A 25,868-nucleotide genomic window follows, 5' to 3' on the forward strand; every position below is an offset into this window, starting at 1 on the left:
ACATTCGGACGTAATGTCAGGAGGAATGTCCGGTGGATGGTCAGGGTGAGGGGGTCTCGACGACCTCGGGAAGCTCCTCCACATCGACCCCGCGCACCTGTGCGAGCTCGTGTTTGAGGGCGGCCAGCTCCGTGCCGCCGGCCATGTGGTTGGTCAGTTCCTCCAGGCTGACCTCCTCCCGGGTGGCGTTCAGCTCCAGGGCGCCGAGTCTCAGCACCGAGAAGTGGTCGCCGACCATGTACGCGTGGTGCGGGTTGTGGGTGATGAAGATGACGCCCAGGCCCCGCTCGCGGGCCGCCGCGATGTACTTCAGGACGACGCCGGACTGCTTGACGCCCAGCGCCGCGGTGGGCTCGTCCAGGATCAGCACCCTGGCGCCGAAGTACACCGCCCGCGCGATGGCCACGGACTGCCGCTGGCCTCCGGAGAGGGTGCCGATGGGCTGTTCGAGGTTGTCCAGGTGGATGCCCATGGCGGACAGCTCCGCGTGGGTGGTCTCCTTCATGCGCTCGATGTCGAGCCGGCGGATGGGCCAGGGGCCGCGGGTCAGCTCGGAGCCGAGGAAGAAGTTCCGCCACACCGGCATCAGCGGCACCGTGGCCAGGTCCTGGTAGACGGTGGCGATGCCGAGGTCCAGGGCCTCGCGCGGGTTGTGCAGCCGCACCGGCTCGCCGTCGACGATGTACTCGCCCTCGTCGTGCTGGTGCAGTCCGGAGATGATCTTGATGAGGGTGGACTTCCCGGCGCCGTTGTCGCCGAGTACGCAGGTCACCCGGCCCGGCCGGACGTCGAGGTCGATGCCCTCCAGGGCCCGGATGTTGCCGTAGAGCTTGCCGACGCCCTTGAGCTGGACGACCGGCTCCGTCCCGTCCTCGGCGGCGGGGGTGGCCTTCGTGAGGTCATTGGCGGACATTCCCATCACCTCCTGGCGGCCTGACGGCGCACCCACAGATTCACCAGCGTCGCGAGCAGCAGCATCACGCCGACGAAGAACTTGAACCAGTCCGGGTTCCAGTTCGCGTAGACGATGCCCTGGTTGACCATGCCGAAGATGAACGCGCCGAGGAGCGCGCCGATCGCGGAGCCGTAGCCGCCGGTCAGCAGGCAGCCGCCGATCACCGCGGCGATGATGTAGTAGAACTCGTTGCCGACGCCCTCACCGGCCTGCACGGTGTTGTACTCGAAGAGCAGGTGCATGCCGACGAACCAGGCCGCGAAGCCCACCGTCATGAAGAGGGCGATCTTGGTGAGGTTCACCGGTACGCCGACCGCCCGGGCGCTCTCCTTGGAGCCGCCGGCCGCGAAGATCCAGTTGCCGAACTTGGTGCGCAGCAGGACCCAGGTGGCGAGGGCGGCGAAGCCCAGCCAGTAGAACACGGTGATGTTCACATCGACGCCGAGGACCGGGACGTCGGAGGCGAAGACCGCCCTGGCCGAGTCGAAGCCGTCCATGTCGTTGATGGTGTTGGTGGCGACGTTGTCGGTCAGCAGCTTGGTGATGGCCAGGTTCAGGCCCTGGAGCATCAGGAAGCTGGCGAGCGAGACCAGGAAGCTGGGCAGCCCGGTCTTGATCAGCAGCAGACCGTTGATCAGGCCCACCGAGAGCGAAAGGGCCAGGGCGACCCCGACGCCCACCCAGACGTTGGCGGTGAGCTGGAAGCTGAGCAGGCTCGCGGTCAGCGCCGAGGAGGTGACGGCGACACCGGCCGACAGGTCGAACTCGCCGCCGATCATCAGCAGGGAGACGGCGAGCGCCATGATGCCCAGGGTCGAGCCCTGGTAGAGCACGGTGGCGAACGAGTCCGCCTGGCGGAAGGTCGGGGCGACGGCGAAGAAGAAGACGTAGACGCCGACGGCGGCGACCAGGGCGCCGATCTCCGGCCGGGCGAGGGCCCGGCGGGCCAGCGAGCGTTCGGTGGTGCGGCTCTTGGGGCTCGCCGCCGGGGCGGCCGGTGGCATGGCGGCGGTGGGCGGGGCGGCTTGGGTCAGTGGCCGGATCACCGCGTGCCCTTCGCGGCGAACTCGGCGATCTTCTCCACGTTGTCCTTGGTGACGAACGCGGGCCCGGTCAGCACGGGTGCCTCGCCACCACCGCTGAAGTTGCCGTTGTTCTTGTAGAGCCACAGGGAGTCGACGGCCAGATAGCCCTGGAGATAGGGCTGCTGGTCCACCGCGAGCTGCACGTCCCCGCTCTTGACGGCGGCGATGAGGTCCTTGTTGAGGTCGAAGGTGGCGACCTTGGCCTTGCCGCCCGCCTCCTTGGCGGACTGCACGGCGGTCAGTGCGAACGGCGCGCCGAGCGTGACGACGTAGTCGATGCTCGGATCCTGCTTGAGCTTGGCGGAGATCGTGGACTTGACCGACGGCATGTCGGTGCCGTTGACGTAGAGGGTTTCCGTCTTGCCCTTGAAGGTCTTCTTCACGCCCGCGCAGCGGGCCTCCAGGGCGACATGGCCCTGCTCCTGGATGACGCAGATGTTGTGCTTGGCGCCCAGCTGGTTGAGGCGCTTGCCGAAGGCCTGTCCGGCGAGGTTCTCGTCCTGGCCGAAGTATTCGAGCAGTCCCTGGGACTTCCAGTCCTCCAGACCGGAGTTGAAGCCGACGACGGGGATCCCGGCCTTCTCGGCCTTGGCGATCGCGCCCTTCATCGCGGCGGGCTTGGCGAGGGTGACGGCGATGCCGTCGACCTTCTGGTTGATCGCGTTCCGGATGAGGTTGGCCTGGTCGCCGCCGTTGGGGTTGCTGGAGTAGACCAGATCGACGTTGTCCTTGGCCGCGGCCGCCTTGGCGCCCTTGCGGACCGTGTCCCAGAAGGTGTCACCGGGGGCGGCGTGGGTGATCATCGCGATCTTCATCCGGGGGGTGTTGGCCTTGCCGGCGGAGATGTCGTCCCCGGCGTCCTGGGCCTTCTTCCCCCCTTGGCTGCTGCAGCCCGTTGCGAGGAGAACCGTTACGGCGGCGATGGTGGCGAGTCGCACTCTGTGGCGTCGGTCGAATCTGAGGTCCATCTGCTCCAGCACCTCTCAAGCCAGGTCCGTGTTGACAGAGCCGTTGATGTGGGGGAGCCAACTCCTCGTGGCCGCCGCCTGTCAAGGGTTTGTCATGACAACATTTCATCTGGACGTAACGAGGCGATAACGCGCCCCGCGTCGGCTCTCGTGAAGACGTCCGAATGTAATGACAAATCCTTGACAGCGGGCCGTGAGCACGTCTAGACCTGAAGGGGCCGGGTGGGGACCGGTGTTCGCCACCCCAACCCTGAGCTGCGTCTTTCCCGAATTTCCCGAAGGGGTACGCATGAGTGAGCCGTACGACCTGATCACGATGGGCCGCATCGGAGTGGACCTCTACCCGCTGCAGACCGGAGTGCCGCTGCCGCAGGTCGAGTCATTCGGAAAGTTCCTGGGCGGCTCGGCGACCAACGTCGCGGTGGCCGCCGCCCGCTTCGGCCACCGCTCCGCGGTGATCAGCCGTACCGGCGCGGACCCGTTCGGGGAGTACATCCACCAGGAACTCCAGGGGTTCGGCGTGGACGACCGCTTCGTCACACCGGTCGAGGACTACCCGACCCCGATCACCTTCTGCGAGATCTTCCCGCCCGACGACTTCCCGCTCTACTTCTACCGCCGCCCCAAGGCCCCCGACCTGGCGATCCACCCCGACGAGCTGGACCTCGACGCGATCCGCGCCGCCCGGATCTTCTGGATGACCGGCACCGGCCTCAGCGAGGAGCCCAGCCGAGGCAGCACCCTCACCGCCCTCGCCCACCGCGCCAAGAGCGGCACCACCGTCTTCGACCTCGACTGGCGGCCCATGTTCTGGAAGGACCCCGAGACGGCACGCCCCTTCTACGCCGAGGCCCTGCGCCACGCCACCGTCGCCGTCGGCAACGTGGACGAGTGCGAGATCGCCACCGGTGTACGGGAACCGAAGGCATGCGCCCAGGCCCTGCTCGACGCGGGCGTGGAGCTGGCCGTCGTCAAACAGGGCCCCAAGGGGGTCCTCGCCGTGCACCGCGACGGCACCGCCACCGAGGTCCCGCCCGTCCCGGTCGACGTCGTCAACGGACTCGGCGCGGGCGACGCGTTCGGCGGCGCCCTGTGCCACGGGCTGCTGGCCGGCTGGGACCCGGAGCGGATCATGCGGTACGCCAACGCCGCGGGCGCGATCGTCGCGTCCCGCCTCGCCTGCTCCTCCGCGATGCCCACCCAGGCCGAGGTCGAGGCCCTGCTCAGCCACTGAGTGGTGCGGTTCGCCCGTGGGCTGCCTCCGGCGCTCGGGTGCCCTGGAGGCGAACCGAGCCTTAAAAAGAAGGAGCTTTCCTTGAGCATCAGCATCTCCGACCTCGTGACGGTACGGAGCCGGCATCCCGAGGCCATCGCCGAGGCTGCCGCCCGCCGGGTCCGCCGCCCGCTCATCGGCGACAGCGGCCGACTGATGATCGTGGCCGCCGACCACCCGGCGCGCGGCGCCCTCGCCGTCGGCGGGCACAAGCTGGCCATGGCCAACCGGGCCGATCTGCTGGAGCGGCTGTGCGTGGCGCTGTCCCGCCCGGGCGTCGACGGGGTGCTGGCCACCGCCGACATCCTGGAGGACCTGCTGCTGCTCGGGGCCCTCGACGGCAAGGTCGTCATGGGCTCGATGAACCGCGGCGGGCTGGCCGGCGCCTCGTTCGAGCTGGACGACCGCTTCACCGGCCACCGCCCGCAGGACATCGCCCGGCTCGGCTTCGACGCCGGGAAGCTGCTGCTCCGTGTCGACTACGACGACGCCGGGTCGCTCAACACCATGCTCACCACGGCCCGCGCCATCGACGAGATGGCCGAGCGGCGGCTGCCGGTGTTCGTCGAGCCGTTCATCTCCCGCCGGATAGACGGCAGGGTCTCCAACGATCTGAGCGCCGAGGCCGTCACCAAGTCCATCGCGATCGCCTCCGGGCTCGCCGGGACCTCCGCGTACACATGGCTGAAGGTGCCGGTCACCGAGGACCCGGACGAGATGGCCGCCGTCATGGAGACGAGCACGCTGCCGGCGGTGCTGCTCGGCGGCGAGGTGGGGAAGGATCAGGAGGGGGCGTACGAGAAGTGGCGCAAGGCGCTGCGTCTGCCCACCGTCCAGGGCCTGGTCGTCGGCCGCTCGCTGCTCTACCCGGCGGAGGGCGGCGTGGAGACCGCCGTGGACACCGCCGTCGGCCTGCTGTGACGTACGTGCTGTGAAGTCGGCCCGCTGTGAAATCGGCCCCGGAACCGGAGGAAACACTGACGCCATGACCACCAACGAATCGTCCCTCGGCTTCCATGTGCAGGCCGGTAAGGCGGCCGACGGTCCGTACGTCCTGGCCATCGACCCCCAGCGGGCCGGCTGGGGCTACTCCAGCCTGCGCGTGCTCGACCTGCCGCCCGGCGGCTCGCACCAGCTGGTCACCGGCGACAGCGAGTGGATCGTGCTGCCGCTCAGCGGCGGCTGCACGGTGATCACCGAGGGCGAGACCTTCGAACTGCACGGCCGCGAGAACGTGTTCAGCGGGGTGAGCGACTTCGCGTACGTCCCGCGCGACGCGCACGCCACGATCGCCAGCGGCGCCGGGGGCCGCTTCGCGCTGACCGGCGCCCGGTGCGAGCGCAGGCTGCCCGCCCGCTACGGGCCCGCCTCCGCCGTCCCCGTCGAGCTGCGCGGCACCGGCAACTGCTCGCGCCAGGTCAACAACTTCGCAGCCGCGGCCCCCGCCGGAGGCGGAAGACCAGGTGGCAGTTTCGCGTGCGACAAGCTCATCGCCGTCGAGGTGCTCACCCCCGGCGGCAACTGGTCCTCCTACCCGCCGCACAAGCACGACGAGTGCCGCCCCGGCGAGGAGAGCGAGCTGGAGGAGATCTACTACTTCGAGATCGCCGAGGCCCACGGCAACGAGGGCGTCGGCTACCAGCGGGTCTCACCTTCCGGCCACGGCCGTGGCACCGATGTGCTGGCCGAGGTCCGCTCCGGCGACGCGGTCCTCATCCCGGACGGCTGGCACGGCCCGTCCATCGCCGCGCCCGGCCACGCCATGTACTACCTCAACGTCATGGCGGGCCCCGGCGAGGAGCGCGCCTGGCTGATCTGCGACCACCCCGACCACGGCTGGATCCGCTCCACCTGGCCCGACCAGCCCGTCGACCCCCGCCTTCCGCTGTACGAAGCCCCTGAAACTCCCGCAGGAGACGCCCGATGACCACCCGCCGCCTCACCGTCGCCCAAGCCCTGGTGGAGTTCCTGGCGCACCAGTACACCGAGCGGGACGGTCAGCGGCACCGTCTGATCAACGCCACCTGGGGCATCTTCGGCCACGGCAATGTGGCCGGGCTCGGCCAGGCGCTGCTGGAGGCCGGGCAGGACACCATGCCCTACCTCCAGGGCCGCAACGAGCAGTCCATGGTGCACGCCGCGGTCGGCTTCGCCCGGCAGTCCAACCGGCTCGCCGCCCAGGCCGTCACCACCTCCATCGGCCCCGGCGCCACCAACCTGGTCACCGGTGCCGCGCTGGCCACCGTCAACCGGCTGCCGGTGCTGCTGCTGCCCGGCGACATCTTCACCACCCGGCCCGCCGACCCCGTGCTCCAGCAGCTGGAGGTGCCGTACGCGGGCGATGTGTCCGTCAACGACGCGCTGCGCCCGGTCTCCCGCTACTTCGACCGCGTCGTCCGTCCCGAGGCGCTGATCCCGGCCGCGCTGGCCGCGATGCGGGTCCTCTCAGACCCGGCCGAGACCGGCGCGGTCACCCTGGCCATGCCGCAGGACGTGCAGGCGGAGGCGTTCGACTGGCCGGAGGAGTTCTTCGCCGACCGGGTGTGGCGGGTGCGCCGCCCCGTCCCGGAGGCGGCCGAGACCGAGGCCGCCGCGCGGGCGATCCGCGCGGCCCGGCGGCCGCTGGTCGTCGCGGGCGGCGGCGTCCACCACAGCGAGGCCGAGGGCGCCCTGCGGGCGTTCGCCGACGCCACCGGCATCCCGGTCGCCTCCACCCAGGCGGGCAAGGGGTCGCTGCGCTACGACCACCCCGCCGACATCGGCGGCATCGGGCACACCGGCACCGCCGTCGCCGACGACCTGGCCCGCACCGCGGACCTGATCATCGGGGTCGGCACCCGCTACAGCGACTTCACCACCGCCTCCGCGACCCTCTTCGCCCATCCGGACGTCCGGTTCCTCAACCTCAACATCACCGGCTTCGACGCCCACAAGCTGAGCGCCACCACGCTGGTCGCCGACGCCCGCGCCGGTCTCGAGGCGCTGACCGCCGAGCTGGCCGGTCACCGGGTCGATACGACGTACGAGGCCGAGTACCGGACCGGCAAGGCGCGGTGGGAGCGCCGGGTGGACGCCGCGTACGCCGCCGAGGACGACTCCGTGCGCCCCTCCCAGCCCCAGGTGCTGGGCGCGCTGGACACGGTGGTCGGCGACGACGACGTGGTGATCAACGCGGCGGGCTCGCTCCCCGGCGACCTGCACAAGCTGTGGCGGGCCCGCTCGCCCCGCCAATACCACCTGGAGTACGGCTACTCCTGCATGGGCTACGAGATCCCGGGCGCCATCGGCGTACGGCTCGCGGCCCCCGACCGCCCGGTGTGGGCGCTGGTCGGGGACGGTACGTACCTGATGATGCCGACCGAGATCGTCACCGCGGTCCAGGAGGGCATCAACATCAACGTCGTCCTCCTCCAGAACCACGGCTACGCCTCGATCGGCGGCCTGTCGGAGACGACCGGCGCCGAGCGGTTCGGCACCGCCTACCGCTTCCGCTCCGCCGACGGCACGTACACCGGCGATCCGCTCCCCGTCGACCTGGCCGCCAACGCCGCCTCGCTCGGCATGGACGTGCTGCGCGCCCGGACCGTGGCCGAGCTGCGGGAGGCGCTTGCCGCGGCCCGCGCCTCGGACCGTCCCACATGTGTCTATGTGGAGACGGAAACGGGCGACACAGTGTCGGGCGCCCCCGACGCACAGGCGTGGTGGGATGTGCCCGTAGCCGAGACCGCGACCCGCCCGGCCGCCGTGAAGGCCCGCGAGGAGTACGACCGGCACGCCGCCGGCCGCCGCCGCCACCTCTGACGTTTTTCGAGAGAAAGGCTTCGCACCCATGAAGACCGTCAACCACTGGATCGGCGGGAAGTCCGTCGAGGGCACGTCCGGCAATCACGGTCCGGTGTTCAACCCGGCCACCGGCGCCCAGGACACCCGGGTCGCCCTCGCCTCGGTCGAGGAGGTCGACGCGGCCGTCGCCGCCGCGAAGGAGGCGTTCCGGTCCTGGGGCACCGTTTCGCTGTCCAAGCGCACCGCGATCCTCTACAAGTACCGCGAGCTGCTGGACGCCCACCGCGACGAGATCGCCGAGCTGATCACCGCCGAGCACGGCAAGGTGCACTCGGACGCGCTCGGCGAGGTGGCCCGCGGTCTGGAGATCGTCGAGCTGGCCTGCGGCATCGCGGAGAAGCTCAAGGGCGAGCTGTCCACCGGGGTCTCCACCGGGGTCGACGTCTCCTCGATCCGTCAGCCGCTGGGTGTCGTCGCGGGCATCACACCGTTCAACTTCCCGGCCATGGTGCCGATGTGGATGTTCCCGGTGGCCATCGCCTGCGGCAACACCTTCGTCCTCAAGCCCAGCGAGAAGGACCCGTCGGCCTCTCACCGGCTGGTCGAGCTGGCGGCCGAGGCGGGGCTGCCGGACGGTGTGCTCAACGTCGTCAACGGCGACAAGGTGGCCGTGGACCGGCTGCTGGAGCACCCGGACGTCGCCGTGGTGAGCTTCGTCGGCTCCACCCCGATCGCCAAGTACATCCAGTCCAGGGCCGTCGAGCACGGCAAGCGGGTGCAGGCGCTCGGCGGCGCCAAGAACCACATGCTGGTGCTGCCCGACGCCGACCTGGACTTCGCCGCGGACAACGCGATCAACGCGGCCTACGGGTCGGCCGGTGAGCGCTGCATGGCGGTCTCCGTCGTCGTCGCCGTCGGCGACATCGGCGACGACCTGGTGAAGAAGATCGCCGACCGTGCCGCCAAGCTCCGCATCGGCCCCGGCAACGACCCGTCCTCCGAGATGGGCCCGCTGATCACCAAGGAGCACCGGGACAAGGTCGCCTCCTACGTGCACGGGGCCGCCGCCCAGGGCGCCGAGGTGGTCGTGGACGGCACCGGCTACACGGTCGAGGGCCACGAGAAGGGCTTCTTCATCGGCGTCTCGCTGCTGGACAAGGTCCCCACCACCGCCGACGCCTACCGCGACGAGATCTTCGGCCCGGTGCTGTGCGTGGTCCGCGCCGAGACCTACGACGAGGCCATCGAGCTGATCAACTCCTCGAAGTGGGGCAACGGCACCGCGATCTTCACCCGCGACGGCGGCGCCGCCCGCCGCTTCCAGCTGGAGGTGGAGGCGGGCATGGTCGGCGTCAACGTACCGATCCCGGTGCCGGTGGGCTACCACTCCTTCGGCGGCTGGAAGGACTCGCTCTTCGGCGACCAGCACATCTACGGCAACGACGGCGTGCGGTTCTACACCCGCGGCAAGGTCGTCACCACCCGCTGGCCGGAGCCGTCGGAAGAGGTCGGCATCAACCTGGGGTTCCCCAAGAACCACTGACCCGGGTAGCGCGCGTCGGGAACCCTCGCCGGTCATCGACCGGCGAGGTTCCTTCGCCTCACCGTGCAACCATCCGCCCCTCCTGTAGGTCTTGTTGAGTGTTCGCCCGAACCATGGGCACACGACCACATTCAGGGGGATCTCCTATGCTTCGTACCCTTCGTCGCTCCGCTGCGGTCGCCGGAAGCTGCGCGGCCGCGCTCGGCCTCGGGCTGGTGCTGGCCGCGGGCTCGCCCGCGGCCGCCGCGTCCCACGGCGTGAAGACCGATCCGAACGGCCGCTTCACCGCCGAGGAGATCCACCACTTCCTGGAGGGCTTCTACGGCAACCACGGGCCCCGCCCCTGGGAGCGCGAGCACCTGGTCTCCGAGTACCTCAAGGAGCGGATCGCCCAGACGCCCGACTACGACCTGCTGCTGTGCGCCCAGAACGAGCCGCGGGACATCGAGGTCGGCGAGGTGACCACGGCCCAGTCCGCACGGGTCGGCTGGGCGACGATCACCACGTACTGGGGCCAGGGCTCGCCCAGCTCCTTCACCGCGTACGTCGACCTCGACGCGAGCCGGCCCATCGAGCTGCTGAATGTGGACTGCGCGACACCCGAGGGCTGACGAGGGCCGAAAGGGCGGGTACGCGAGGAATCGGCCCGGGACGGCCGGTTCCTCGCTTGCAGATCAAGGTCGTAGTCTCGGCGTATGAGCTGGTCACACGCGCTGAAGCAGACTGCCCAGGCCGGTTTCAGGATCGAGCGCATCCGGCTGGAGCCGCTGGTCGCGGTTCGTGGCGCCTGTGGTGTGGCCATCGTGGTCGGGCTGACCCTGTGGCTCGGCTCGCCGACGCTCGCGGTGTCGTCGGCGTTCGGCGCGTTCTCCGCCGGGATCGCCATCTTCCAGAAGAGCTGGCGGCCCCGCCCGGAGCTGGCGCTGGCCGCGGCGTCCCTGCTCGCGGTCTCCACCTTCCTCGGCTATCTGGCCGCCGCCCACACCGCGACCTTCGTCGTGATGCTCGCCGTGTGGACGCTGCTGACCGGCATGTCCTGGGCGGTCGGCCCGGTCTCCGGACTGGTCTCGACCCAGATGGTCGCGGTGATGCTGGTCACCGTCACCCTCCCCACCTCGGCGCTCGGCGCCCTGGAGCACGCCGCGCTGATCGGCCTCGGCGGGGTCGTCCAGGCCGCGCTGATCGTGCTCCTCCCGGTGCGGCCCTGGGGTGTGCAGCGCGACGCCCTCGCGGACGCGCTCGCCGGCGTGGCCGACTACGCCCGGCGGCTGCGCCACGACCCGCAGGCACCGTTCGACCCGCAGCCGCTGATGGACGCCCGCAGCGCCGCCGCCGTCACCCCGCGCGCGGCGAAGCGGCGCCCGAGCCAGCTGCGCGGCTACCGGCTGCTGGCCGAGCGCATACGGCCGGTGCTCGCCTCGATGGCCGACCCGGTGGTCGGCGCCCCGATGCTCGGACCCGAGCGCGACCGGGTGCGCGAGCTGCTGGCCGCGACCGCCACCGTGCTGGACGCGGTGGCCCACGCCATCCGCTGGAACAAGCCGGTCCGGCTGCCGCCCGAGGCGATGGCGGTGCTGGAGGTGCCGGAGAGCGGGCCGATGCTGGGCGGGGCCGCCCGCCGCGCCGCACTCCGGCTTCTGGCACTGGTGAACGATGTCGTGGAGTCCTCGGACGAGCGGGTGGAGGAAGTGACCGCCGAGGGCGCCAAAGACCGCCGCCATCTGCCCCGCCACAGTGTCCCCGGTCTGGTGCCGGTGGTGCTGCGCGCCCTGCGCCGCGAGGCCCGCTGGGACTCGCGGATCCTGCGGCACGCGGTACGCCTCACCGTGGTCGCGGTGTGCGGCTATCTGCTGGGCGCCGTGCTGCCGTTCGGCCACGGCTACTGGGCGCCGCTGACCTCGGTGATGGTGCTGCGCCCGGACTTCGGCCAGACCTTCTCGCGCGGGGTCGCCCGCTTCTTCGGCACCCTGGCCGGGGTCCTGATCGGCGGATCGGTGGTGACGCTGGCCCACCCGGACCCGTATGTGAGCGCCACGCTGGCCGTGGTGTGCGCGGCCTTCATGTTCATGCTGCTGCGCACCGGCTTCATCGTGGCCTCGCTGTGCGTGAGCGCGTACGTGGTCTTCCTGCTCGGCATCGCGGGCGCGGAGGTCGGCCAGACCGTCCAGGCGCGGGTGGCGCTGACGCTGCTGGGCGGGCTGATGGCGATGGCCTCGTACGTGGTCTTCCCCGCCTGGGAGACCCCGCTGCTGCGCGACCGGCTGGCCGACTGGCTGGCCGAGGGCGGCCGGTACGCCATCGCCGTCTTCGACGCCCACGCCCGCCCCGCCGAGCGCCGCCCCCGCCAGGTGCGGGAGGCGCTGCTGGACCAGCGGGCGGCCCGCAGCGAGTACGAGCAACTGGAGAGCCGGGCCCGCCGGGAACCGGTGCGCCACCGTGGGCTCGGCCCCCGGGCGGCGCAGGCGGCACAGACCGCGCTGTCCACCATGGGCCGTGTCACCATGCTGCTGGAGGCGCATCTGCCGGACCGTGACGCGGCCCCGTCGAGGGAGGCCGAGGACTTCGCGGCGGCGCTGCGGACGGCGGTCCCGAAGGCCGTGGAGGCGATACGGGAGCGGCGGCCGCTGGACTGGACCGCCGTACAGGAGTCGCTGGAGCACTGGCAGGAGCGCGCCGGGGAGCGGCAGGGGGTGGCGGTGCGCGGCGCAGACCTGTTGGTGGAGGCGCTGGACGACCTGGCGCAGGCGCTCGCGGGGGGCGCGCGGCAGCAGCCCGCGCTCCAGGACCCCACGCATGGGGGTGACCCCTCGCATTAGGGGTGCCCCTCCATCAAGGCGCGGCTCGTCAGCGTCGCCCGGCGGGTCGGCTGACGCAGGAACAGGGTGAAGCAGCGGAACACAACGACAACGTGAGGCTGATCTCGCTGGTCCCCGGGATCCTCTACGTGGTCGCCTCCTGCGGTACGTTCGCCCACCGCGCCGCCGCCCTCCGGCGCGACGCAATCATCGGCTGGACCATCACCCGGTCCGCCTTCCAGCGCCGGGCGGGGCTGCTCACGTTGGGGGACCGGCTCCTCAACGAGCCCCGTGACCGCCGTTCTTGAGGCTCGCCCGCAGGAACTCCCGGTTCATGTTCGAGATCGACTGGAGCGGGATGCCCTTCGGGCAGGCCACCGCGCACTCACCGGTGTTGGTGCAGCCGCCGAAGCCCTCCTCGTCCATCGTGCCGACCATGTCCAGCACCCGGGACTCACGCTCGGGCTGCCCCTGCGGCAGCACGTTCAGATGCGTCACCTTCGCCGAGGTGAACAGCATCGCCGAACCATTGGGGCAGGCCGCCACGCACGCCCCGCACCCGATGCACTCCGCGTGTTCGAACGCGGTGTCCGCGACCGGCTTCGGCACGGGCGTGGCATGTGCGTCCGGGGCGCTCCCCGTCGGGGCGGAAATGAAACCACCCGATCCGATGATCCGGTCGAACGCCGACCGGTCCACCACCAGATCCTTGACCACCGGGAAGGCGGCGGCGCGCCACGGCTCCACGTCGATGGTGTCGCCGTCGTGGAAGTGCCGCATGTGCAGCTGACAGGTGGTGGTGCGCTCCGGGCCGTGCGCCTGCCCGTTGATCACCATGCCGCACGCACCGCAGATGCCCTCGCGGCAGTCGTGGTCGAACGCGACGGGCTCCTCCCCGCGCAGGATCAGCCGCTCGTTGAGCGTGTCGAGCATTTCCAGGAAGGACATCTCGGGCGAGATGCCCTCGATCTCGTAAGCGGTCATGGCGCCCGGCTGCTCGGGGCCGCGCTGGCGCCAGATCCGCAGGGTGAGCCTCATGCGTAACTCCGCTGGGTGGGGTGGACGTTGGCGAAGACCAGGTCCTCGCGGTGCAGCACGGGAGCGTTGCCCGTGCCACGGAACTGCCAGGCCGCCACGTACGAGAACGCCTCGTCGTCGCGGGCCGCCTCGCCGTCCGGGGTCTGGCTCTCCTCGCGGAAGTGGCCGCCGCAGGACTCGGTGCGGTGCAGCGCGTCCAGGCACATCAGCTCGGCCAGTTCCAGATAGTCGACGATCCGGTTCGCCTTCTCCAGCGCCTGGTTCAGCTGCTCGCCACTGCCCGGCACCTTGATCCGCCGCCAGAACTCCTCGCGCAGCGCCGGGATGCGGTCCAGCGCCTTGCGCAGCCCGGTCTCGGTGCGGGCCATGCCGCATTCGTCCCACAGCAGCTCGCCCAGCTCGCGGTGGAAGGAGTCCGGGGTGCGGTCGCCGTCGTTCTCCAGCAGCCGCCGCAGCCGGTCGGTCACCGACACCACGGCCTCGGTCACGGCCGGATGGGCCGGGTCGACCTCGTCGTGCGGATGGCGGGCGAGATAGTCGTTGATGGTGGCCGGGAGGACGAAGTAGCCGTCGGCCAGGCCCTGCATCAGGGCGGAGGCGCCGAGCCGGTTGGCGCCGTGGTCGGAGAAGTTGGCCTCGCCGATCGCGAACAGCCCGGGCACCGTGGTCTGCAGGTCGTAGTCGACCCACAGGCCGCCCATCGTGTAGTGGATGGCGGGGTAGATGCGCATCGGCACCTCGTACGGGTTCTCCGCCGTGATCAGCTGGTACATCTCGAAGAGGTTGCCGTACTTTTCCTCGACCGCCGCCCGGCCCATCCGGGCGATGGCGTCCGCGAAGTCCAGATAGACGCCCTGCCCGCCGGGACCCACCCCGCGCCCCTCGTCGCACACGTTCTTCGCGGCCCGGGAGGCGATGTCGCGCGGCACCAGATTGCCGAACGCCGGATAGACGCGCTCCAGGTAGTAGTCGCGCTCGTCCTCCGGGATCTCGGCGGGCGGGCGTGTGTCGCCCTTCGCCTTCGGCACCCAGATGCGGCCGTCGTTGCGCAGCGACTCGCTCATCAGCGTCAGCTTCGACTGGTGTTCGCCGGAGCGCGGGATGCACGTGGGGTGGATCTGCGTGAAACAGGGGTTGGCGAAGTACGCGCCGCGCCGGTGGGCCCGCCAGATCGCGGTGGCGTTGGAGTTCTTGGCGTTCGTCGACAGGTAGAAGACGTTGCCGTAGCCGCCGGAGGCCAGCACCACGGCGTCCGCGAAGTGGGTGGAGATCCGGCCGGTGAGCAGATCGCGGGCCACGATGCCGCGGGCCCGCCCGCCGACCACGATCAGGTCGAGCATCTCGGTGCGCGCGTGCATCTCCACGTTCCCGGCCGCGATCTGACGGCTGAGCGCCTGATACGCGCCGAGCAGCAGCTGCTGACCGGTCTGGCCGCGGGCGTAGAAGGTACGGGAGACCTGGACACCGCCGAACGAGCGGGTGTCCAGCAGACCGCCGTACTCACGGGCGAACGGCACGCCCTGCGCCACGCACTGGTCGATGATCTCCACCGACACCTGGGCGAGCCGGTGGACGTTCGACTCGCGGGCGCGGAAGTCGCCGCCCTTGACGGTGTCGTAGAAGAGGCGGCGGACGGAGTCGCCGTCGTTGCGGTAGTTCTTGGCGGCGTTGATCCCGCCCTGGGCGGCGATGGAGTGCGCCCGGCGCGGCGAGTCCTGGTAGCAGAACTGCACCACGTGGTAGCCCTGTTCGGCCAGCGTCGCCCCGGCCGCCCCGCCCGCCAGCCCCGTACCGACCACGATGACCGTGTACTTGCGGCGGTTGGCCGGGTTGACCAGCTTCGCCTCGAAGCGGCGGCGGTCCCAAGCCTGCTCCACGGGTCCGTCCGGGGCCTTGGCGTCGGCGATCGGCTCACCGGTCGCATAGTCGGTGTACGCGTTCATCTCAGCTCACCACTCCAGTCATCACGCCGACGGGTACGGCGATGAAGCCGCAAGTCAGGATGGCGGCCAGGGCGTTCGCTGCCCGTTTGAGGGCCCGGTCGCGGCGCGGCCGGCCCGCCCCGAGGGTCTGGGCGGCGCTCCAGAAGCCGTGCCGGATGTGCAGGCCGAGGGCGAGCATCGCCACGATGTAGACGGTGTTGCCGTACCAGGTGGAGAAGGTCGCCACGACGTTCTCGTACGGATGGCCGGGCTCGGCGCGCTCGTTCACCGTGAGCGTCGTCAGGTCCAGGATGTGCCAGACGATGAACAGCCCGAGGATCACCCCGCCCCAGCGCATCGTGCGGGTCGCGTAGCTCGCCCGCCGCCGCCGGTGCGCGTAACCGCGCGGCCGGGCCGCCCGATCCCGGCGGCTGAGCTGGTACGCGGCCACGCCGTGCAGCACGACGGAGGCCAGCAGCCCGATCCGGGCCAGCCACAGGAACCCCTCGTACGGGAGGAACGGCTCGCCGAGGGTGCGCAGCCAGTGCGCGTAGCCGTTGAGGTCGCCGGGACCGAAGAAGACCTTCAGATTGCCCAGCATGTGGGCCACCAGATAGGCCAGCATGATCAGCCCGGTGACGGCCATCACGGCCTTCTTGCCGATGGTCGACCGCCACACGGAGCCGATGAAGGACGGCTTCCGCGGCGGCTTCCGCTTCTGGCCGGGCCGCCGGTCGTGGCCCGTGTCCGTCCGTGTCGCCAGTGCCATGTCCTTGACGCTAGGCAGCGGCCGGCTGATCAGTCCAAGACATGCTGTGGCTGGATTCCATAGGCCATGCCTATTATCGCTGGGTGCAGCTGCAGCAGCTCCGGTATTTCGCCGCCGTCGCGGACACCCGCCACTTCACCCGCGCCGCGCAGCGGCTCCATGTCGCCCAGCCCTCGCTGTCCCAGCAGATCAGGGCGCTGGAGCGGGAGCTGGGCGCCGAGCTGTTCCACCGCGCGCGCGGCCACATCGCCCTCACCGACGCGGGGGAGGCGCTGCTTCCGCTGGCCCGCCAGATCCTCGCCGACACCGACACCGCGCGCCGTGAGGTGCAGGAGGTCGCCCAGCTGCGGCGCGGCCGGGTGCGGCTCGGCGCCCCGCCCAGCCTGTGCGCCAGCCTCGTTCCGGATGTGCTGCGCCGCTTCCACGACGAGTTCCCGGGCATCGAGCTGATCATCGACGAGGGCGGCTCCCAGGACCTGGTCCGCACCCTGGCCGCCGGTGAGCTGGACCTCGCCCTGATCATCACCCCGCTGCCCGGTCAGGCCCCCGCGCTCGCCGCCACCGAGCTGCTGCGCGAGGAGCTGGTGGTCGCCTCCTCGCCCACGTCCCCACCGCCCGCGAAAGCCCGCCGGATCCGGGTCGAGGATCTGCGCGACCGGCCGATGGTGATGTTCCGCCGCGGCTACGACCTGCGGGAATTCACCACCGCTGCCTGCCGGGCGGCGGGCTTCGAGCCCTCGTTCACGGTCGAGGGCGGCGAGATGGACGCGGTGCTCGGCTTCGTCCGGGCGGGCCTCGGCATCGCCGTCCTCCCCGGCATGGTGGCGGCGCGCTCGGGACTGCGGGTCACGCCCTTCGCGGGCCGCGCGATGCGGCGCACCATCGCCGTCGCGCACCGCAAGGACGTCGCCCCGCCGAGGGCCGCGCGCGAGCTGCGCCGGGTGCTGCTGGAGTATCTGCGCTCGGCCGACGCCGACGACCTTCCGGGCCTGCCGCCCGGCACCCGCCTGCTGCCCTGACGTGTGCGCGGCGGGGTCAGCCCCACAGCGCCGTGGCCGCCGCGCCGCCCGCGAAGGCGGCCGCCACCCCCGCCACCACGCTCCCCACCACATTGGCGGCCGCGAAACCGCGTGCCCCGTCCTCCGCCAGCCTCAGCGTCTCGTACGAGAACGTCGAGTACGTGGTGAGCGCACCGCACAGCCCCGTCCCCAGCAGCAACTGCACCCGCGACGACGCGGCCCCGGCCGCCACCGCCCCGGTCAGCACGCCCAGCATCGCGCACCCCACCACGTTCACCACGAACGTCCCCCACGGGAACACCGAGTCGTGCCGGGCCTGCACCATCCGGTCGGTCAGATACCGCAGCGGGGCGCCGGCCATCCCGCCGGCGATCACCAGGAGCCAGTTCACCGGTCGCGCCCCGGGAAGCGGACGATCTCGACCGGGTCCAGAACCACCGGGCCGTCGCCGATGATCTCCTCCAGTTCGGGCAGGAAGGTCCTCACCCGCTCCTCCGTATCAACGATCACCACGCAGACGGGCAGATCCTCGCCGAGCGACAGCAGCCGCGAGGTGTGGACCATGGACGAGACGCCGAAGCCCTCCACCCCGCGGAATACGCTCGCGCCCGCCAGCCCCGCCCGGTGGGCACGGTGCACGATTTCGGCGAAGACCGGTTTGTGGTGCCAGGTGTCGTTCTCGCCGACGAAGACGGTCAGCCTCAGCCCGTTCGCGTTCATCCCGTGCTCCCGTTGTACGCCCCCGCGACCCCGACGACCCGACGGGTGCCCGCCACCGCGCCCCCTACCGCCGCCATCGCCGCCAGCAGCGTCACCACCAGATAGACCGCTCCGCTCGCGGCGTGGCCTCCCAGGACGAGCCGCCTGAAGTCCACGGCGTACGTCGAGAAGGTGGTGAACCCGCCCAGCACCCCGGTGCCGAGGAAGGGCCGCATCAGCCGGTGGGCCGTCCACACCTCGGCGATCAGCACCAGGAGGACGCCGATGAGCGCGCAGCCCACCACGTTCACCAGCAGCGTCGTCCAGGGGAAGGCGCCCGTGGGGGTCGGCCACAGCAGGGACGCCCCGTACCGGGCGGTCGCGCCGGCACCACCGCCGACCGCGACCACGCCCACCACCGGCCCCTGCCCATGCCACGACCGCCTTCTGCCCTGCGCCATACCGCTCAGGCTAGTGGTGTGGGCACCACTTCACTCCGCCCGGCCCCGGCCGGTACCGTCAGGCCCGGAAAAGATCGTGAGGCGTGCTGGAGAACGAGTTGAGACACCGAGGAGACAGCTCATGAGTAACCCGTTCGACAACCCCGACGGCCGTTTCGTCGTGCTCGTCAACGACGAAGGGCAGCACTCCCTGTGGCCCTCCTTCGCGGAGGTGCCCGAGGGCTGGACCGTCGCCCACGGCGAGGACGACCGCCAGGCGTGCCTGGACTACGTCGAGGAGCACTGGACCGACATGCGCCCGAAGAGCCTCGCGACCGCGATGGACGCCCCCGCCGGGTCCTGACCGGCCCCGACTGCGGGCGGTCCCGTCACGGCGTTACGTTGGGCGTGTGACGGGTGCGAATGCTGACACTTCGGGCACCATGCGGGCCTGGGTGGTTCGTACGCCGGGCCGGATCGAGCAGGCGGACCTGCCGATTCCGCGCCCGGCGGCCGACGAACTGCTGGTCCGGGTCCGGGCCTGCGGGGTGTGCCGTACCGATCTCCACATCCGCGACGGCGACCTGCCGCCGCACCGCACCCCCGTCGTCCCCGGGCACGAGGCCGTCGGCGAGGTGATCGCGGCGGGCGAGCGGGCCGCCGGGCCCGCGCCGGGCACCCGGGTGGGCGTCCCATGGCTGCGCCGCACCTGTGGCCGCTGCCGGTTCTGCGTGCGCGGCCACGAAAACCTGTGCCCCTCGTCCGTCTACACCGGCTGGGACGCGGACGGCGGCTACGCTCCGTACGTCACCGTACCGGCCGCGTACGCCTATGAGCTGCCCGCCGGGTACGCCGACGAGGAACTGGCCCCGCTGCTGTGCGCGGGCATCATCGGCTACCGCGCGCTGCGCCGCGCCGACCTCCCCGCGGGCGGACGGCTCGGCATCTACGGCTTCGGCGGCTCCGCGCACCTCACCGCGCAGGTCGCCATCGCGCGCGGCGCCGTCGTCCATGTGCTGACCCGCTCGGCCGCCTCCCGAGCCCTCGCCCTCGAACTCGGCGCCGCCTCCGCCCGGGGCGCCGACGAACGGCCGCCCGAACCGCTCGACGCCGCGATCCTCTTCGCCCCGGCGGGCGAGCTGGTGCCGGTGGCCCTGGAGGCGCTGGACGCGGGCGGCACGCTGAGCGTCGCCGGAATCCACCTCTCCGACATCCCCGCCCTGGTGTACGAGCGCCATCTGTTCCACGAGCGCACCCTGCGCAGCGTCACCGCCAATACCCGTGAGGACGGCCGCGAGTTCCTCACCGCGGCCGCCGCCCACCACATCCGCGCCACGGTCACCCCGTACCCCTTCGCCCGCGCCGACACCGCCCTGGACGACCTCGGGCATGACCGGGTGAACGGCGTCGCGGTGCTGACGGGCGCCGCCTGAGCGTGAGCGGGGCGGCTCCCGCTCACGCGGGGCGGGGCGCGGCGAGCCAGGAGGCGATGGCGGCGGCGATCGGCTGGCCGGTCTCCAGCTCGATGAACCCGAACTGGCCGCCCTGATTGCACTCCAGAAACCACCAGGTGCCGTCCTCGTCCTCGGCGAAGTCGAAAGCTCCGTAGGCGAGACCGGCCAGGGTCATGTATTCCCGTACGGCCTGGTCGATCGGGTGGGGAACGTCCACCGCGTCCCATAAATGGCCATAGAAGCCATACCTCCCATCGACCTGTCCGGAAGCGGTGGTCTTCCGGGCGGCGAACATACGGCCGCCGACGCAGGTGAGCCGGATATCGGCCGTTTTGGGAATGTAGTGCTGAAGAAGTGTGGCACCTGCCGCGACGCCCGAGAAATCCGTGTCGGGGGCGATGCGGGTGGTGGGCAGCGCCATTGGGGGATTGACCGGCGGGGGGCCCGAGACGGTCTTCACCACGATGTCCTGGAACTGCCCGGCGAACTCCTTGGCGGCGCGCGGATAGGTGGTGATGAGCGTCGGGGGAACGGCGAATCCGCTGCGGTGCGCGGTGCGCAACTGCCATGGTTTGGAGCGCGCCAACAGAGCGGCACTGGGATGGTTCATCCAGCGCGCCTCGGTGGAATACAGCATTCCGTACAGGGCCTGGCCGCACTCGGCGCTCAGCCACTCGGAAGGCTCGGGGGCGTGCGCCGCCGGTTGACCCGGGCGGCGCACCCAGATGGACCGCAGGCTGTGCACGCTGACCAGGCGGCCGTCGGTCGACAGATAGCCGGTGAAGTCACCGTGCTCGAATTCGGTCGAGATCCCCGCCGTTCCGGGGAGGTCGGCGGGGTCGAAGCGGATCAGAGGGACATTCCGCTCCCGTAATTCGGCCACCACCAGGTCCGCTGTCACATCCTCCTGGCTGGTCAGGATGAGTACCGTCATCGACGTGGGAGGCAGGTGGGGTCGGTCAGTCGTCGAAGTGCGTCTTGGAGCCCGCGGTGGAGGTCGTCGTGCCGCATTCCAGAAGCACCCCCCGGTCGGAGATGGCGGGGCGTCCATCGGGCAGCACATTCAACTGCAGGGCCGCGTTGTACGAGTACGGAATGACAGCTGGTGATTGATCGGCCGGGACCGCATGGTTCAAGGCGAAGGGCTGCATGACTGACCTCTAATGCTCCACGGGATTCGCTTGATTCGAGATGGGCTTCACCAACACACAACAGTACGTACTAAATAGGTAGGAGTCTCGCTACGCGCTGTTATGTCAGATCTGTGACAGCATGAAGTACGTCACACCGTCTGCGCAATTCCATTACCGCCGGCCCGCTTCCGGGTCGCGGCCGACGGTGCGACGCCCCCGGCGCGAGCGCCGGTCACCTGCCGGAACCATGCCTCCACCTCCGCTTTCGCGGAGGGAGTGCGCCCCTCCGCGAACAGCCCGCCATGCCTCTCGCTCTTCAAGACGCCATTCCGGCCGTCCGGGTTGGCCGATAAGTTCGCCTCGATCTTCCCGGCCGCCGGGGCGCACGTCGGCGCCGGTGTGAGCTGGGTCTCTCGCGCCTCGCCCCGCGCCGGCCCGCCGGGCCGCGCCGGGCCGGCGGCCGGTGCCGGAGGCGCTGTGGGGTCGTCGGCACCGAATCGACCAGGCAGTCGTTTGAACACCATCGCGGCGTTCACTCCTTCTCTGTGTGCCGTTCACTGTTCTCGCCGGACCGAACGCTCCGGCCGGGTGAAGCAACTCCCATGCCCACGTCATGGGGGGATCAATCCGGCCATATGGCCGGATGTCGCCCGCACTTCCCCGAGGCCCTTGCCAGGGAGGGGGTGCGGGTGACCGGCCGGGAACCTTCGATCGCGCTTTGCCGTTTCTTTACCGACAGTCCCTCGAGTCATGAAGGAGTCGCGGTCGCCGCGATGGACGAGCCTCCAAGTACCCCCCTCCCCCTTCCCGACGCGCACGCGCCGGATTTCGCCCACGAGTGGTCCGTCGAGCGCGCGGGAAGGGGCCCGGCATGCTGACCGAAGCGCTGCTGGTTCTGCTGGCCCTGGCGCTGACCCTCGCCTGCGCGGTCTTCGTCGCCGCGGAGTTCTCACTGACCACGGTCGAGCGCGGTGAGCTGGAGCGCGCCGCCGCACAGGGTGAGCGGGGCGCCGGAAGCGCGCTCAAGGCCGCCCGGAGGCTGACGTTCCAGCTGTCCGGCGCCCAGCTGGGCATCACTGTGACCTCGCTGGTGATCGGCATGCTCGCCGAGCCCTCACTGGCCGCCCTGCTGCGGGGCCCGCTGCGCGCCGCGGGGCTGGGTTCCGCCGCCCCGTCCGTGGCCTCCGTGCTGGGCGTGGCGATGTCGACCGTCGTCCTGATGGTGATCGGCGAGCTGGTCCCCAAGAACTGGGCGATCTCCCGGCCGCTGGCCGTGGCCAAGGTGGTCGCGGGCCCCCAGCGCGGCTTCACCGCCGCCTTCGCGCCGCTGATCCACCACCTCAACAACACCGCGAACCGCCTGGTGCGCCGCGCCGGCCTGGAGCCCGCCGAGGAGCTGGCCTCGGCCCGTACCCCGGACGAACTGGTGGCGCTGGCCCGCCATTCCGCCGCCGAGGGCGCGCTGGAGCCCGACTCGGCCGAGCTGTTCGTCCGTACGCTCCACCTGAGCGAGCTGACCGCGGAGAACGTGATGACCCCGCGGGTGGACGTCCAGGCGCTGGAGGCGCACGCGACCGCCGTCGACGCCGCCAACCTCACCCTGGCCACCGGCCTGTCCCGGTTCCCCGTCTACCGCGACACCCTGGACGAGGTGGTCGGCACCGTGCACATCCGCGACGTCCTCGCGCTGGACGCCGCCCGCCGGGCCACCACCCCGGTCACCGAGCTGGCCACCGCGCCGCTGCTGGTCCCCGACAGCCTCCCGGTGGACCGGCTGCTGGACCGGCTGCGCGGCGCGCACACCATGGCCGTCGTCATCGACGAGTACGGCGGCACCGCCGGTGTCGCCACCCTGGAGGACATCGTCGAGGAGGTCGTCGGCGACGTACGCGACGAACACGACCCCGACGAGTCCCCCGCCCTGGTGCCCGCCGGCCCCGGCGTCTGGGAGGCGGACGGCGCCGTACGGCTGGACGAGCTGTCCGCCATCGCCCTCACCGTGCCCGAGGGCCCCTACGAGACCGTCGCGGGCCTGATGGCCACCGCCCTGAAGCGCATCCCCCGGGCGGGCGACGGCATCGAGACCGACGGCTGGCAGCTCACCGTGCTCAAGGTGGACCACCACCGAGCCGACCGCGTACGGATCACCGCCCCGGCCTCCGCCGAAGCGGCGACCTCCGCCGGCAGGGGGAAGGACGCCCGATGACCCTGCTGCAATTGGCCATCGGCGCCCTCACCCTGCTCACCAACGCCTTCTTCGTCGGCGGCGAGTTCGCCCTGATCTCCGTGCGCCGCAGCCAGATCGAACCCCGCGCCCAGGAGGGCGGGAAGCGCGCCCGCACCGTGCTGTGGGCGCTGGAGCACCTGTCCGCCCTGCTGGCCACCGCCCAGCTGGGCATCACCATCTCCTCGCTGGTCCTCGGCGCGGTCGCCGAACCGGCCATCGCCCATCTGCTGGAGCCGGTGTTCGCGGCGGCCCGCGTCCCCGAGGCCCTGGTGCACCCGATCGCCTTCGTCCTCGCCCTGACGGCGGCCACCTATCTGCACATGCTCATCGGCGAGATGGTCCCCAAGAACATCGCGCTCGCCGCCCCGGAGCGCACCGCGCTGCTGCTCGGCCCGCCCCTGGTGGCCCTCACCCGCGCACTGCGCCCGGTCGTCTTCGGCATCAACGCCTTCGCCAACGGGCTGCTGCGGCTGCTGAAGGTCGAGCCCAAGGACGAGGTCGAATCGGTCTACACCGACGCCGAACTCATCCGGCTGGTACGGGACTCCAGCGACGCGGGCCTCCTCGACGCCTCCGGCAGCGAGCGGCTGCGCGACGCCCTGGAGCTGGGCACCCGGCGGGCGGGCGACATCCTGGTCCCGCTCGGTGAGATGGTCACCGTCGACCACCGGGTCACCCCCGGCGCGCTGGAGCGCGCCGCGGCCGCCTCCGGTTTCTCCCGGCTGCCGGTCACCGGCCCCAACAGCACGGTCCTGGGGTACCTCCACATCAAGGACACCCTCGGCGTGACCGACCGCGACCGGCCCTTCCCCCGCGGCGCCCTGCACACCGTCACCCGCGTGCCGGCCGACACCCCGCTGGACGACACGCTGACGGCGATGCGCGCCGCCGGTACCCACCTGGCCGCGGTGACCGGCGACGACGGCTCGGTGCTCGGCTTCGTGACCATGACGGACGTGCTGGAGGAGCTGGTGGGGGAGGCGGCGTCGGACGCCGCCCGACCGGCCCGGCGGGGCCTTGAGCCCCGCTCGTCTCCGGCCTGAGGCCACCTGGGGCGCCGCCATCGGCGGCGCCCCAGGCGCCGGCCGTAGGGATTCAGCCGTCGGTGACCCGCGGGCCGGGCTTGAAGGGTGTACGGGCCTTCGGGCTGGATTTTCCGGATCTCGGCCACATCCGCCGCTGCCATCGAGCGCGAACCTCGGCCGACCGTTCTACGGCATCGATGCCTCGGAAGTACGGGTCTGCGGCGGTCACGAGTTCGGCGCGGGCGGCATCCACCAGGGCACGGCCCTGGTCGGGAAGGGTGTTCCTGTTGTCCTCGGCTTCCTTGGTCCAGTCGGCCTGCCAGGGCGGTCCCATGAAGTCGTGCGTCACTGGCCGGGTTCGGCCTTCGCCGCTGCCCGGCGGATGCGCCCGGCTTCCTCGATCATCGACTTGGCGCGAGCGTAGTCGCGCTCCTGGGCGGCCTCGTCCTCCAGGCGGTGGACTCTGGCTTCGAGTTCGGGATTACGGGCGAGGGCGTACTCGCCCCACCAGCGGGCCATGAAGGCGGGGACGGGAGCAAGGTCGTAGGCATCGGCGATGTCGCGGCGCCAGTGCCGGTCGAAGTCCACAAGGAGTTGCGGCGCGTGCTGGGCGATGGCGGCGCGCAGAGACTTCGGAGTCCGCTCGGGCATGGGCGGGACGGCTGTCCCGCACTCGAAGGATGCGGTGGTCATGAGCGTGGGGATTCCCTTCGGCTCACCGGTCAGGTGGCGGTGTGGACTGAGGACGGCACGGCGGTTGCGGATTCGGATGGCTGTTGCGCCCTTCCGGTCCGGCTCCCGCGGACCACGGTGCGGATCTTGGCGACACGGTCGCGTTTGACGCCGAGAAGGCGTGCGACATGTTCGACGCGGCCGTAGGGGATCGGGCTGCCGGGCGTCCTGGTGGTGGCGGCGTACACGAGTTCGGCGAGCTTTCTCCGCTCGTTGCGCATGTCGTCCTCCAACCGTCGGACCACCTGCTGCTGGCGGGCGATGGCCGTCAGCGCCGATGTCTTCAGGTCGCGTTCGTATCGCAGGTCCTCAGCACTCACGTGCCTGACAATGGCACACGGGCATCACCCCCAACAATCGATCCCTCGAGAATGCACTCTTGCGAACGCTGTCCCGCGCGCGGTGGCTGGGTGAGCGCCACCCCGCTGCTCGGGCGAACGAACGTGTCCGGGCTCTCCGCGGATCTTGGGTCGTGGGCGGTCAAAGCGCTTGACCCATGAGCGGTGTGCTTCCGGACACATAAGAGCCTCACCGGCGTTTTCGCAGGTGAGGCTGGCGTATGCGCCCCCGGCAGGACTCGAACCTGCGGCCAAGCGCTTAGAAGGCGCCTGCTCTATCCACTGAGCTACGGGGGCCGGTGGTGGGCCTGGAACTGCTGAGCCCCCGGGTGCCGACGGGCCCGCGGTGCGGCCGTGGTGCCGGTGGCCGGGCGCGGCGGATCCGTGACCTTGCCGGGGACAAGGATAGGGCTCCCTGCGCCTCGCCCCGGTTGCTTCACCTCCGTGGCACGTTGTGGAGGTTCGGTGAAGCGGTCCGATAATCGCAGGCAGGTACGAAACTCGCATCGTTTTTCACGCCTCAAACGGCGGGTGTTGTCTACTCGTTATGCCTGAGGCTCGTCTGTCACGTCTGCCTCGTGTCCGATCTGGGGTGATCCGGGTGGGTCTCTTTGACGCACACGAATGACCATACGCTTCAAAAAGACATCAAAACCGGGCATTCTTCGCA

Annotated in this window: 27 protein-coding genes and 1 tRNA gene; 13 read left to right on the plus strand and 15 right to left on the minus strand. The window is 70.9% G+C overall.

Features of this window, described 5'->3' with window-relative positions; translation table 11 throughout:
* Positions 1–40: 40 nt before the first annotated feature.
* Genes ASC60_RS19885 through ASC60_RS19895 form a run of 3 tightly spaced genes read right to left on the minus strand, consistent with a single transcriptional unit; the run spans position 41 to position 3,008 of the window.
* Positions 41–913: an ATP-binding cassette domain-containing protein gene (locus tag ASC60_RS19885; RefSeq protein ID WP_055552740.1), complete on the minus strand. Its 873-nt coding sequence runs from the start codon at positions 911–913 to the stop codon at positions 41–43.
* Between the two features lie 5 nt (positions 914–918).
* Entirely contained in the window at positions 919–1,989 is a 1,071-nt protein-coding gene (locus ASC60_RS19890) for an ABC transporter permease (protein ID WP_055553114.1), read from the minus strand.
* An 8-nt stretch (positions 1,990–1,997) separates the two neighbouring features.
* Positions 1,998–3,008, minus strand: a complete 1,011-nt coding sequence (locus tag ASC60_RS19895; RefSeq protein ID WP_107097126.1) for a sugar ABC transporter substrate-binding protein — start codon at positions 3,006–3,008, stop codon at positions 1,998–2,000.
* A 289-nt stretch (positions 3,009–3,297) separates the two neighbouring features.
* On the opposite strand from ASC60_RS19895, the gene iolC reads away from it, so the two are divergent.
* From iolC to ASC60_RS19935, 8 genes are all read left to right on the plus strand, one after another.
* Entirely contained in the window at positions 3,298–4,242 is a 945-nt protein-coding gene (gene iolC, locus ASC60_RS19900) for a 5-dehydro-2-deoxygluconokinase (protein WP_055552742.1), read from the plus strand.
* A gap of 81 nt (positions 4,243–4,323) precedes the next feature.
* The gene (locus ASC60_RS19905; RefSeq protein ID WP_055552744.1) at positions 4,324–5,202 is read left to right on the plus strand and encodes a hypothetical protein; all 879 of its coding nucleotides are present in this window, start codon (positions 4,324–4,326) and stop codon (positions 5,200–5,202) included.
* A gap of 64 nt (positions 5,203–5,266) precedes the next feature.
* Positions 5,267–6,208 carry a 5-deoxy-glucuronate isomerase gene (iolB, locus tag ASC60_RS19910; RefSeq protein WP_055552745.1) on the plus strand — a complete coding sequence of 314 codons (942 nt, stop codon included), beginning with the start codon at positions 5,267–5,269 and terminating at the stop codon, positions 6,206–6,208.
* Positions 6,205–8,082: a 3D-(3,5/4)-trihydroxycyclohexane-1,2-dione acylhydrolase (decyclizing) gene (gene iolD / locus ASC60_RS19915; protein ID WP_055552747.1), complete on the plus strand. Its 1,878-nt coding sequence runs from the start codon at positions 6,205–6,207 to the stop codon at positions 8,080–8,082. The genes iolB and iolD overlap by 4 nt, the downstream gene beginning before the upstream one ends.
* Positions 8,083–8,110: 28 nt before the next feature.
* On the plus strand, positions 8,111–9,607 hold the full coding sequence (locus ASC60_RS19920) for a CoA-acylating methylmalonate-semialdehyde dehydrogenase (protein ID WP_055552749.1): 1,497 nt from the start codon (positions 8,111–8,113) through the stop codon (positions 9,605–9,607).
* 146 nt (positions 9,608–9,753) lie between these two features.
* Positions 9,754–10,218, plus strand: a complete 465-nt coding sequence (locus ASC60_RS19925) for a hypothetical protein (RefSeq protein ID WP_055552750.1) — start codon at positions 9,754–9,756, stop codon at positions 10,216–10,218.
* An 84-nt stretch (positions 10,219–10,302) separates the two neighbouring features.
* Positions 10,303–12,423 (plus strand): FUSC family protein, encoded by a 2,121-nt coding sequence (locus ASC60_RS19930; RefSeq protein ID WP_055552752.1) that lies wholly within the window; start codon positions 10,303–10,305, stop codon positions 12,421–12,423.
* A 92-nt stretch (positions 12,424–12,515) separates the two neighbouring features.
* Positions 12,516–12,710, plus strand: coding sequence for a hypothetical protein (locus ASC60_RS19935; RefSeq protein WP_055552754.1), 195 nt, complete (start codon positions 12,516–12,518; stop codon positions 12,708–12,710).
* Here the strand turns inward: ASC60_RS19935 and ASC60_RS19940 are convergent.
* The 3 genes from ASC60_RS19940 to ASC60_RS19950 are packed head-to-tail and all read right to left on the minus strand — an operon-like array spanning position 12,682 to position 16,131.
* Positions 12,682–13,440, minus strand: coding sequence for a succinate dehydrogenase/fumarate reductase iron-sulfur subunit (locus ASC60_RS19940; RefSeq protein WP_055552756.1), 759 nt, complete (start codon positions 13,438–13,440; stop codon positions 12,682–12,684). The genes ASC60_RS19935 and ASC60_RS19940 overlap by 29 nt on opposite strands.
* Positions 13,437–15,383 (minus strand): fumarate reductase/succinate dehydrogenase flavoprotein subunit, encoded by a 1,947-nt coding sequence (locus ASC60_RS19945; protein ID WP_055552758.1) that lies wholly within the window; start codon positions 15,381–15,383, stop codon positions 13,437–13,439. Before ASC60_RS19945 ends, ASC60_RS19940 begins: the two co-directional genes overlap by 4 nt.
* Position 15,384: 1 nt before the next feature.
* Entirely contained in the window at positions 15,385–16,131 is a 747-nt protein-coding gene (locus ASC60_RS19950) for a succinate dehydrogenase cytochrome b subunit (RefSeq protein WP_055552760.1), read from the minus strand.
* An 83-nt stretch (positions 16,132–16,214) separates the two neighbouring features.
* Here ASC60_RS19950 and ASC60_RS19955 point away from each other — a divergent pair, with 83 nt between their 5' ends.
* Entirely contained in the window at positions 16,215–17,150 is a 936-nt protein-coding gene (locus tag ASC60_RS19955) for a LysR family transcriptional regulator (protein ID WP_055553117.1), read from the plus strand.
* A 16-nt stretch (positions 17,151–17,166) separates the two neighbouring features.
* Here ASC60_RS19955 and crcB read toward each other — a convergent pair whose 3' ends face one another.
* Genes crcB through ASC60_RS19970 form a run of 3 tightly spaced genes read right to left on the minus strand, consistent with a single transcriptional unit; the run spans position 17,167 to position 18,310 of the window.
* Positions 17,167–17,541: a fluoride efflux transporter CrcB gene (gene crcB, locus ASC60_RS19960; RefSeq protein ID WP_055552762.1), complete on the minus strand. Its 375-nt coding sequence runs from the start codon at positions 17,539–17,541 to the stop codon at positions 17,167–17,169.
* Entirely contained in the window at positions 17,538–17,870 is a 333-nt protein-coding gene (locus tag ASC60_RS19965; RefSeq protein WP_055552764.1) for a DUF190 domain-containing protein, read from the minus strand. Before ASC60_RS19965 ends, crcB begins: the two co-directional genes overlap by 4 nt.
* Positions 17,867–18,310: a CrcB family protein gene (locus ASC60_RS19970; protein ID WP_055552766.1), complete on the minus strand. Its 444-nt coding sequence runs from the start codon at positions 18,308–18,310 to the stop codon at positions 17,867–17,869. Before ASC60_RS19970 ends, ASC60_RS19965 begins: the two co-directional genes overlap by 4 nt.
* 121 nt (positions 18,311–18,431) lie before the next feature.
* Between ASC60_RS19970 and ASC60_RS19975 the strand changes: the two genes are divergently transcribed.
* Positions 18,432–18,653, plus strand: coding sequence for an MbtH family protein (locus tag ASC60_RS19975; protein ID WP_055552767.1), 222 nt, complete (start codon positions 18,432–18,434; stop codon positions 18,651–18,653).
* A 79-nt stretch (positions 18,654–18,732) separates the two neighbouring features.
* The gene (locus tag ASC60_RS19980) at positions 18,733–19,722 is read left to right on the plus strand and encodes a zinc-dependent alcohol dehydrogenase family protein (RefSeq protein ID WP_055552769.1); all 990 of its coding nucleotides are present in this window, start codon (positions 18,733–18,735) and stop codon (positions 19,720–19,722) included.
* Between the two features lie 22 nt (positions 19,723–19,744).
* Here ASC60_RS19980 and tgmB read toward each other — a convergent pair whose 3' ends face one another.
* Together tgmB and tgmA are read right to left on the minus strand one after the other, a co-directional pair.
* Positions 19,745–20,677, minus strand: coding sequence for an ATP-grasp ribosomal peptide maturase (gene tgmB / locus ASC60_RS19985; protein ID WP_055552771.1), 933 nt, complete (start codon positions 20,675–20,677; stop codon positions 19,745–19,747).
* A 25-nt stretch (positions 20,678–20,702) separates the two neighbouring features.
* Positions 20,703–20,894 (minus strand): putative ATP-grasp-modified RiPP, encoded by a 192-nt coding sequence (gene tgmA / locus ASC60_RS19990; protein ID WP_055552772.1) that lies wholly within the window; start codon positions 20,892–20,894, stop codon positions 20,703–20,705.
* A gap of 856 nt (positions 20,895–21,750) precedes the next feature.
* Between tgmA and ASC60_RS19995 the strand changes: the two genes are divergently transcribed.
* Together ASC60_RS19995 and ASC60_RS20000 are read left to right on the plus strand one after the other, a co-directional pair.
* A complete protein-coding gene (locus ASC60_RS19995) occupies positions 21,751–23,082 on the plus strand; it encodes a hemolysin family protein (RefSeq protein ID WP_055553119.1) in 1,332 nt (443 codons plus the stop codon).
* On the plus strand, positions 23,079–24,146 hold the full coding sequence (locus tag ASC60_RS20000; RefSeq protein ID WP_055552774.1) for a hemolysin family protein: 1,068 nt from the start codon (positions 23,079–23,081) through the stop codon (positions 24,144–24,146). The genes ASC60_RS19995 and ASC60_RS20000 overlap by 4 nt, the downstream gene beginning before the upstream one ends.
* Positions 24,147–24,198: 52 nt before the next feature.
* On the opposite strand, the gene ASC60_RS20005 is transcribed toward ASC60_RS20000, so the two are convergent.
* From ASC60_RS20005 to ASC60_RS20020, 4 genes are all read right to left on the minus strand, one after another.
* A complete protein-coding gene (locus ASC60_RS20005; protein ID WP_055552776.1) occupies positions 24,199–24,477 on the minus strand; it encodes a hypothetical protein in 279 nt (92 codons plus the stop codon).
* Positions 24,474–24,821, minus strand: coding sequence for a DUF6247 family protein (locus tag ASC60_RS20010; protein ID WP_055552778.1), 348 nt, complete (start codon positions 24,819–24,821; stop codon positions 24,474–24,476). Before ASC60_RS20010 ends, ASC60_RS20005 begins: the two co-directional genes overlap by 4 nt.
* Positions 24,822–24,850: 29 nt before the next feature.
* Complete coding sequence (locus tag ASC60_RS20015; protein ID WP_055552780.1) at positions 24,851–25,180, minus strand: hypothetical protein; 330 nt, start codon at positions 25,178–25,180, stop codon at positions 24,851–24,853.
* A 242-nt stretch (positions 25,181–25,422) separates the two neighbouring features.
* Positions 25,423–25,495 (minus strand) — tRNA-Arg (locus ASC60_RS20020).
* Positions 25,496–25,868: the final 373 nt, after the last annotated feature.

The organism is Streptomyces sp. NBRC 110028, from assembly GCF_001417735.1.
GTDB lineage: Bacteria > Actinomycetota > Actinomycetes > Streptomycetales > Streptomycetaceae > Streptomyces.

Bases quoted from the DNA above. Each gene is read 5' to 3' on its own strand.
- ASC60_RS19940 (WP_055552756.1), bottom strand. From the start codon at position 13,440: ATGAGGCTCACCCTGCGGATCTGGCGCCAGCGCGGCCCCGAGCAGCCG.
- ASC60_RS19920 (WP_055552749.1), top strand. From the start codon at position 8,111: ATGAAGACCGTCAACCACTGGATCGGCGGGAAGTCCGTCGAGGGCACG.
- ASC60_RS19980 (WP_055552769.1), top strand. From the start codon at position 18,733: ATGCGGGCCTGGGTGGTTCGTACGCCGGGCCGGATCGAGCAGGCGGAC.
- tgmA (WP_055552772.1), bottom strand. From the start codon at position 20,894: ATGCAGCCCTTCGCCTTGAACCATGCGGTCCCGGCCGATCAATCACCA.
- tgmB (WP_055552771.1), bottom strand. From the start codon at position 20,677: ATGACGGTACTCATCCTGACCAGCCAGGAGGATGTGACAGCGGACCTG.
- ASC60_RS20010 (WP_055552778.1), bottom strand. From the start codon at position 24,821: ATGACCACCGCATCCTTCGAGTGCGGGACAGCCGTCCCGCCCATGCCC.
- ASC60_RS19970 (WP_055552766.1), bottom strand. From the start codon at position 18,310: ATGGCGCAGGGCAGAAGGCGGTCGTGGCATGGGCAGGGGCCGGTGGTG.
- ASC60_RS19965 (WP_055552764.1), bottom strand. From the start codon at position 17,870: ATGAACGCGAACGGGCTGAGGCTGACCGTCTTCGTCGGCGAGAACGAC.
- ASC60_RS19895 (WP_107097126.1), bottom strand. From the start codon at position 3,008: ATGGACCTCAGATTCGACCGACGCCACAGAGTGCGACTCGCCACCATC.
- ASC60_RS19885 (WP_055552740.1), bottom strand. From the start codon at position 913: ATGTCCGCCAATGACCTCACGAAGGCCACCCCCGCCGCCGAGGACGGG.
- ASC60_RS19950 (WP_055552760.1), bottom strand. From the start codon at position 16,131: ATGGCACTGGCGACACGGACGGACACGGGCCACGACCGGCGGCCCGGC.
- ASC60_RS19975 (WP_055552767.1), top strand. From the start codon at position 18,432: ATGAGTAACCCGTTCGACAACCCCGACGGCCGTTTCGTCGTGCTCGTC.
- ASC60_RS19945 (WP_055552758.1), bottom strand. From the start codon at position 15,383: ATGAACGCGTACACCGACTATGCGACCGGTGAGCCGATCGCCGACGCC.
- iolC (WP_055552742.1), top strand. From the start codon at position 3,298: ATGAGTGAGCCGTACGACCTGATCACGATGGGCCGCATCGGAGTGGAC.
- iolD (WP_055552747.1), top strand. From the start codon at position 6,205: ATGACCACCCGCCGCCTCACCGTCGCCCAAGCCCTGGTGGAGTTCCTG.
- iolB (WP_055552745.1), top strand. From the start codon at position 5,267: ATGACCACCAACGAATCGTCCCTCGGCTTCCATGTGCAGGCCGGTAAG.
- ASC60_RS19930 (WP_055552752.1), top strand. From the start codon at position 10,303: ATGAGCTGGTCACACGCGCTGAAGCAGACTGCCCAGGCCGGTTTCAGG.
- ASC60_RS19925 (WP_055552750.1), top strand. From the start codon at position 9,754: ATGCTTCGTACCCTTCGTCGCTCCGCTGCGGTCGCCGGAAGCTGCGCG.
- ASC60_RS20000 (WP_055552774.1), top strand. From the start codon at position 23,079: ATGACCCTGCTGCAATTGGCCATCGGCGCCCTCACCCTGCTCACCAAC.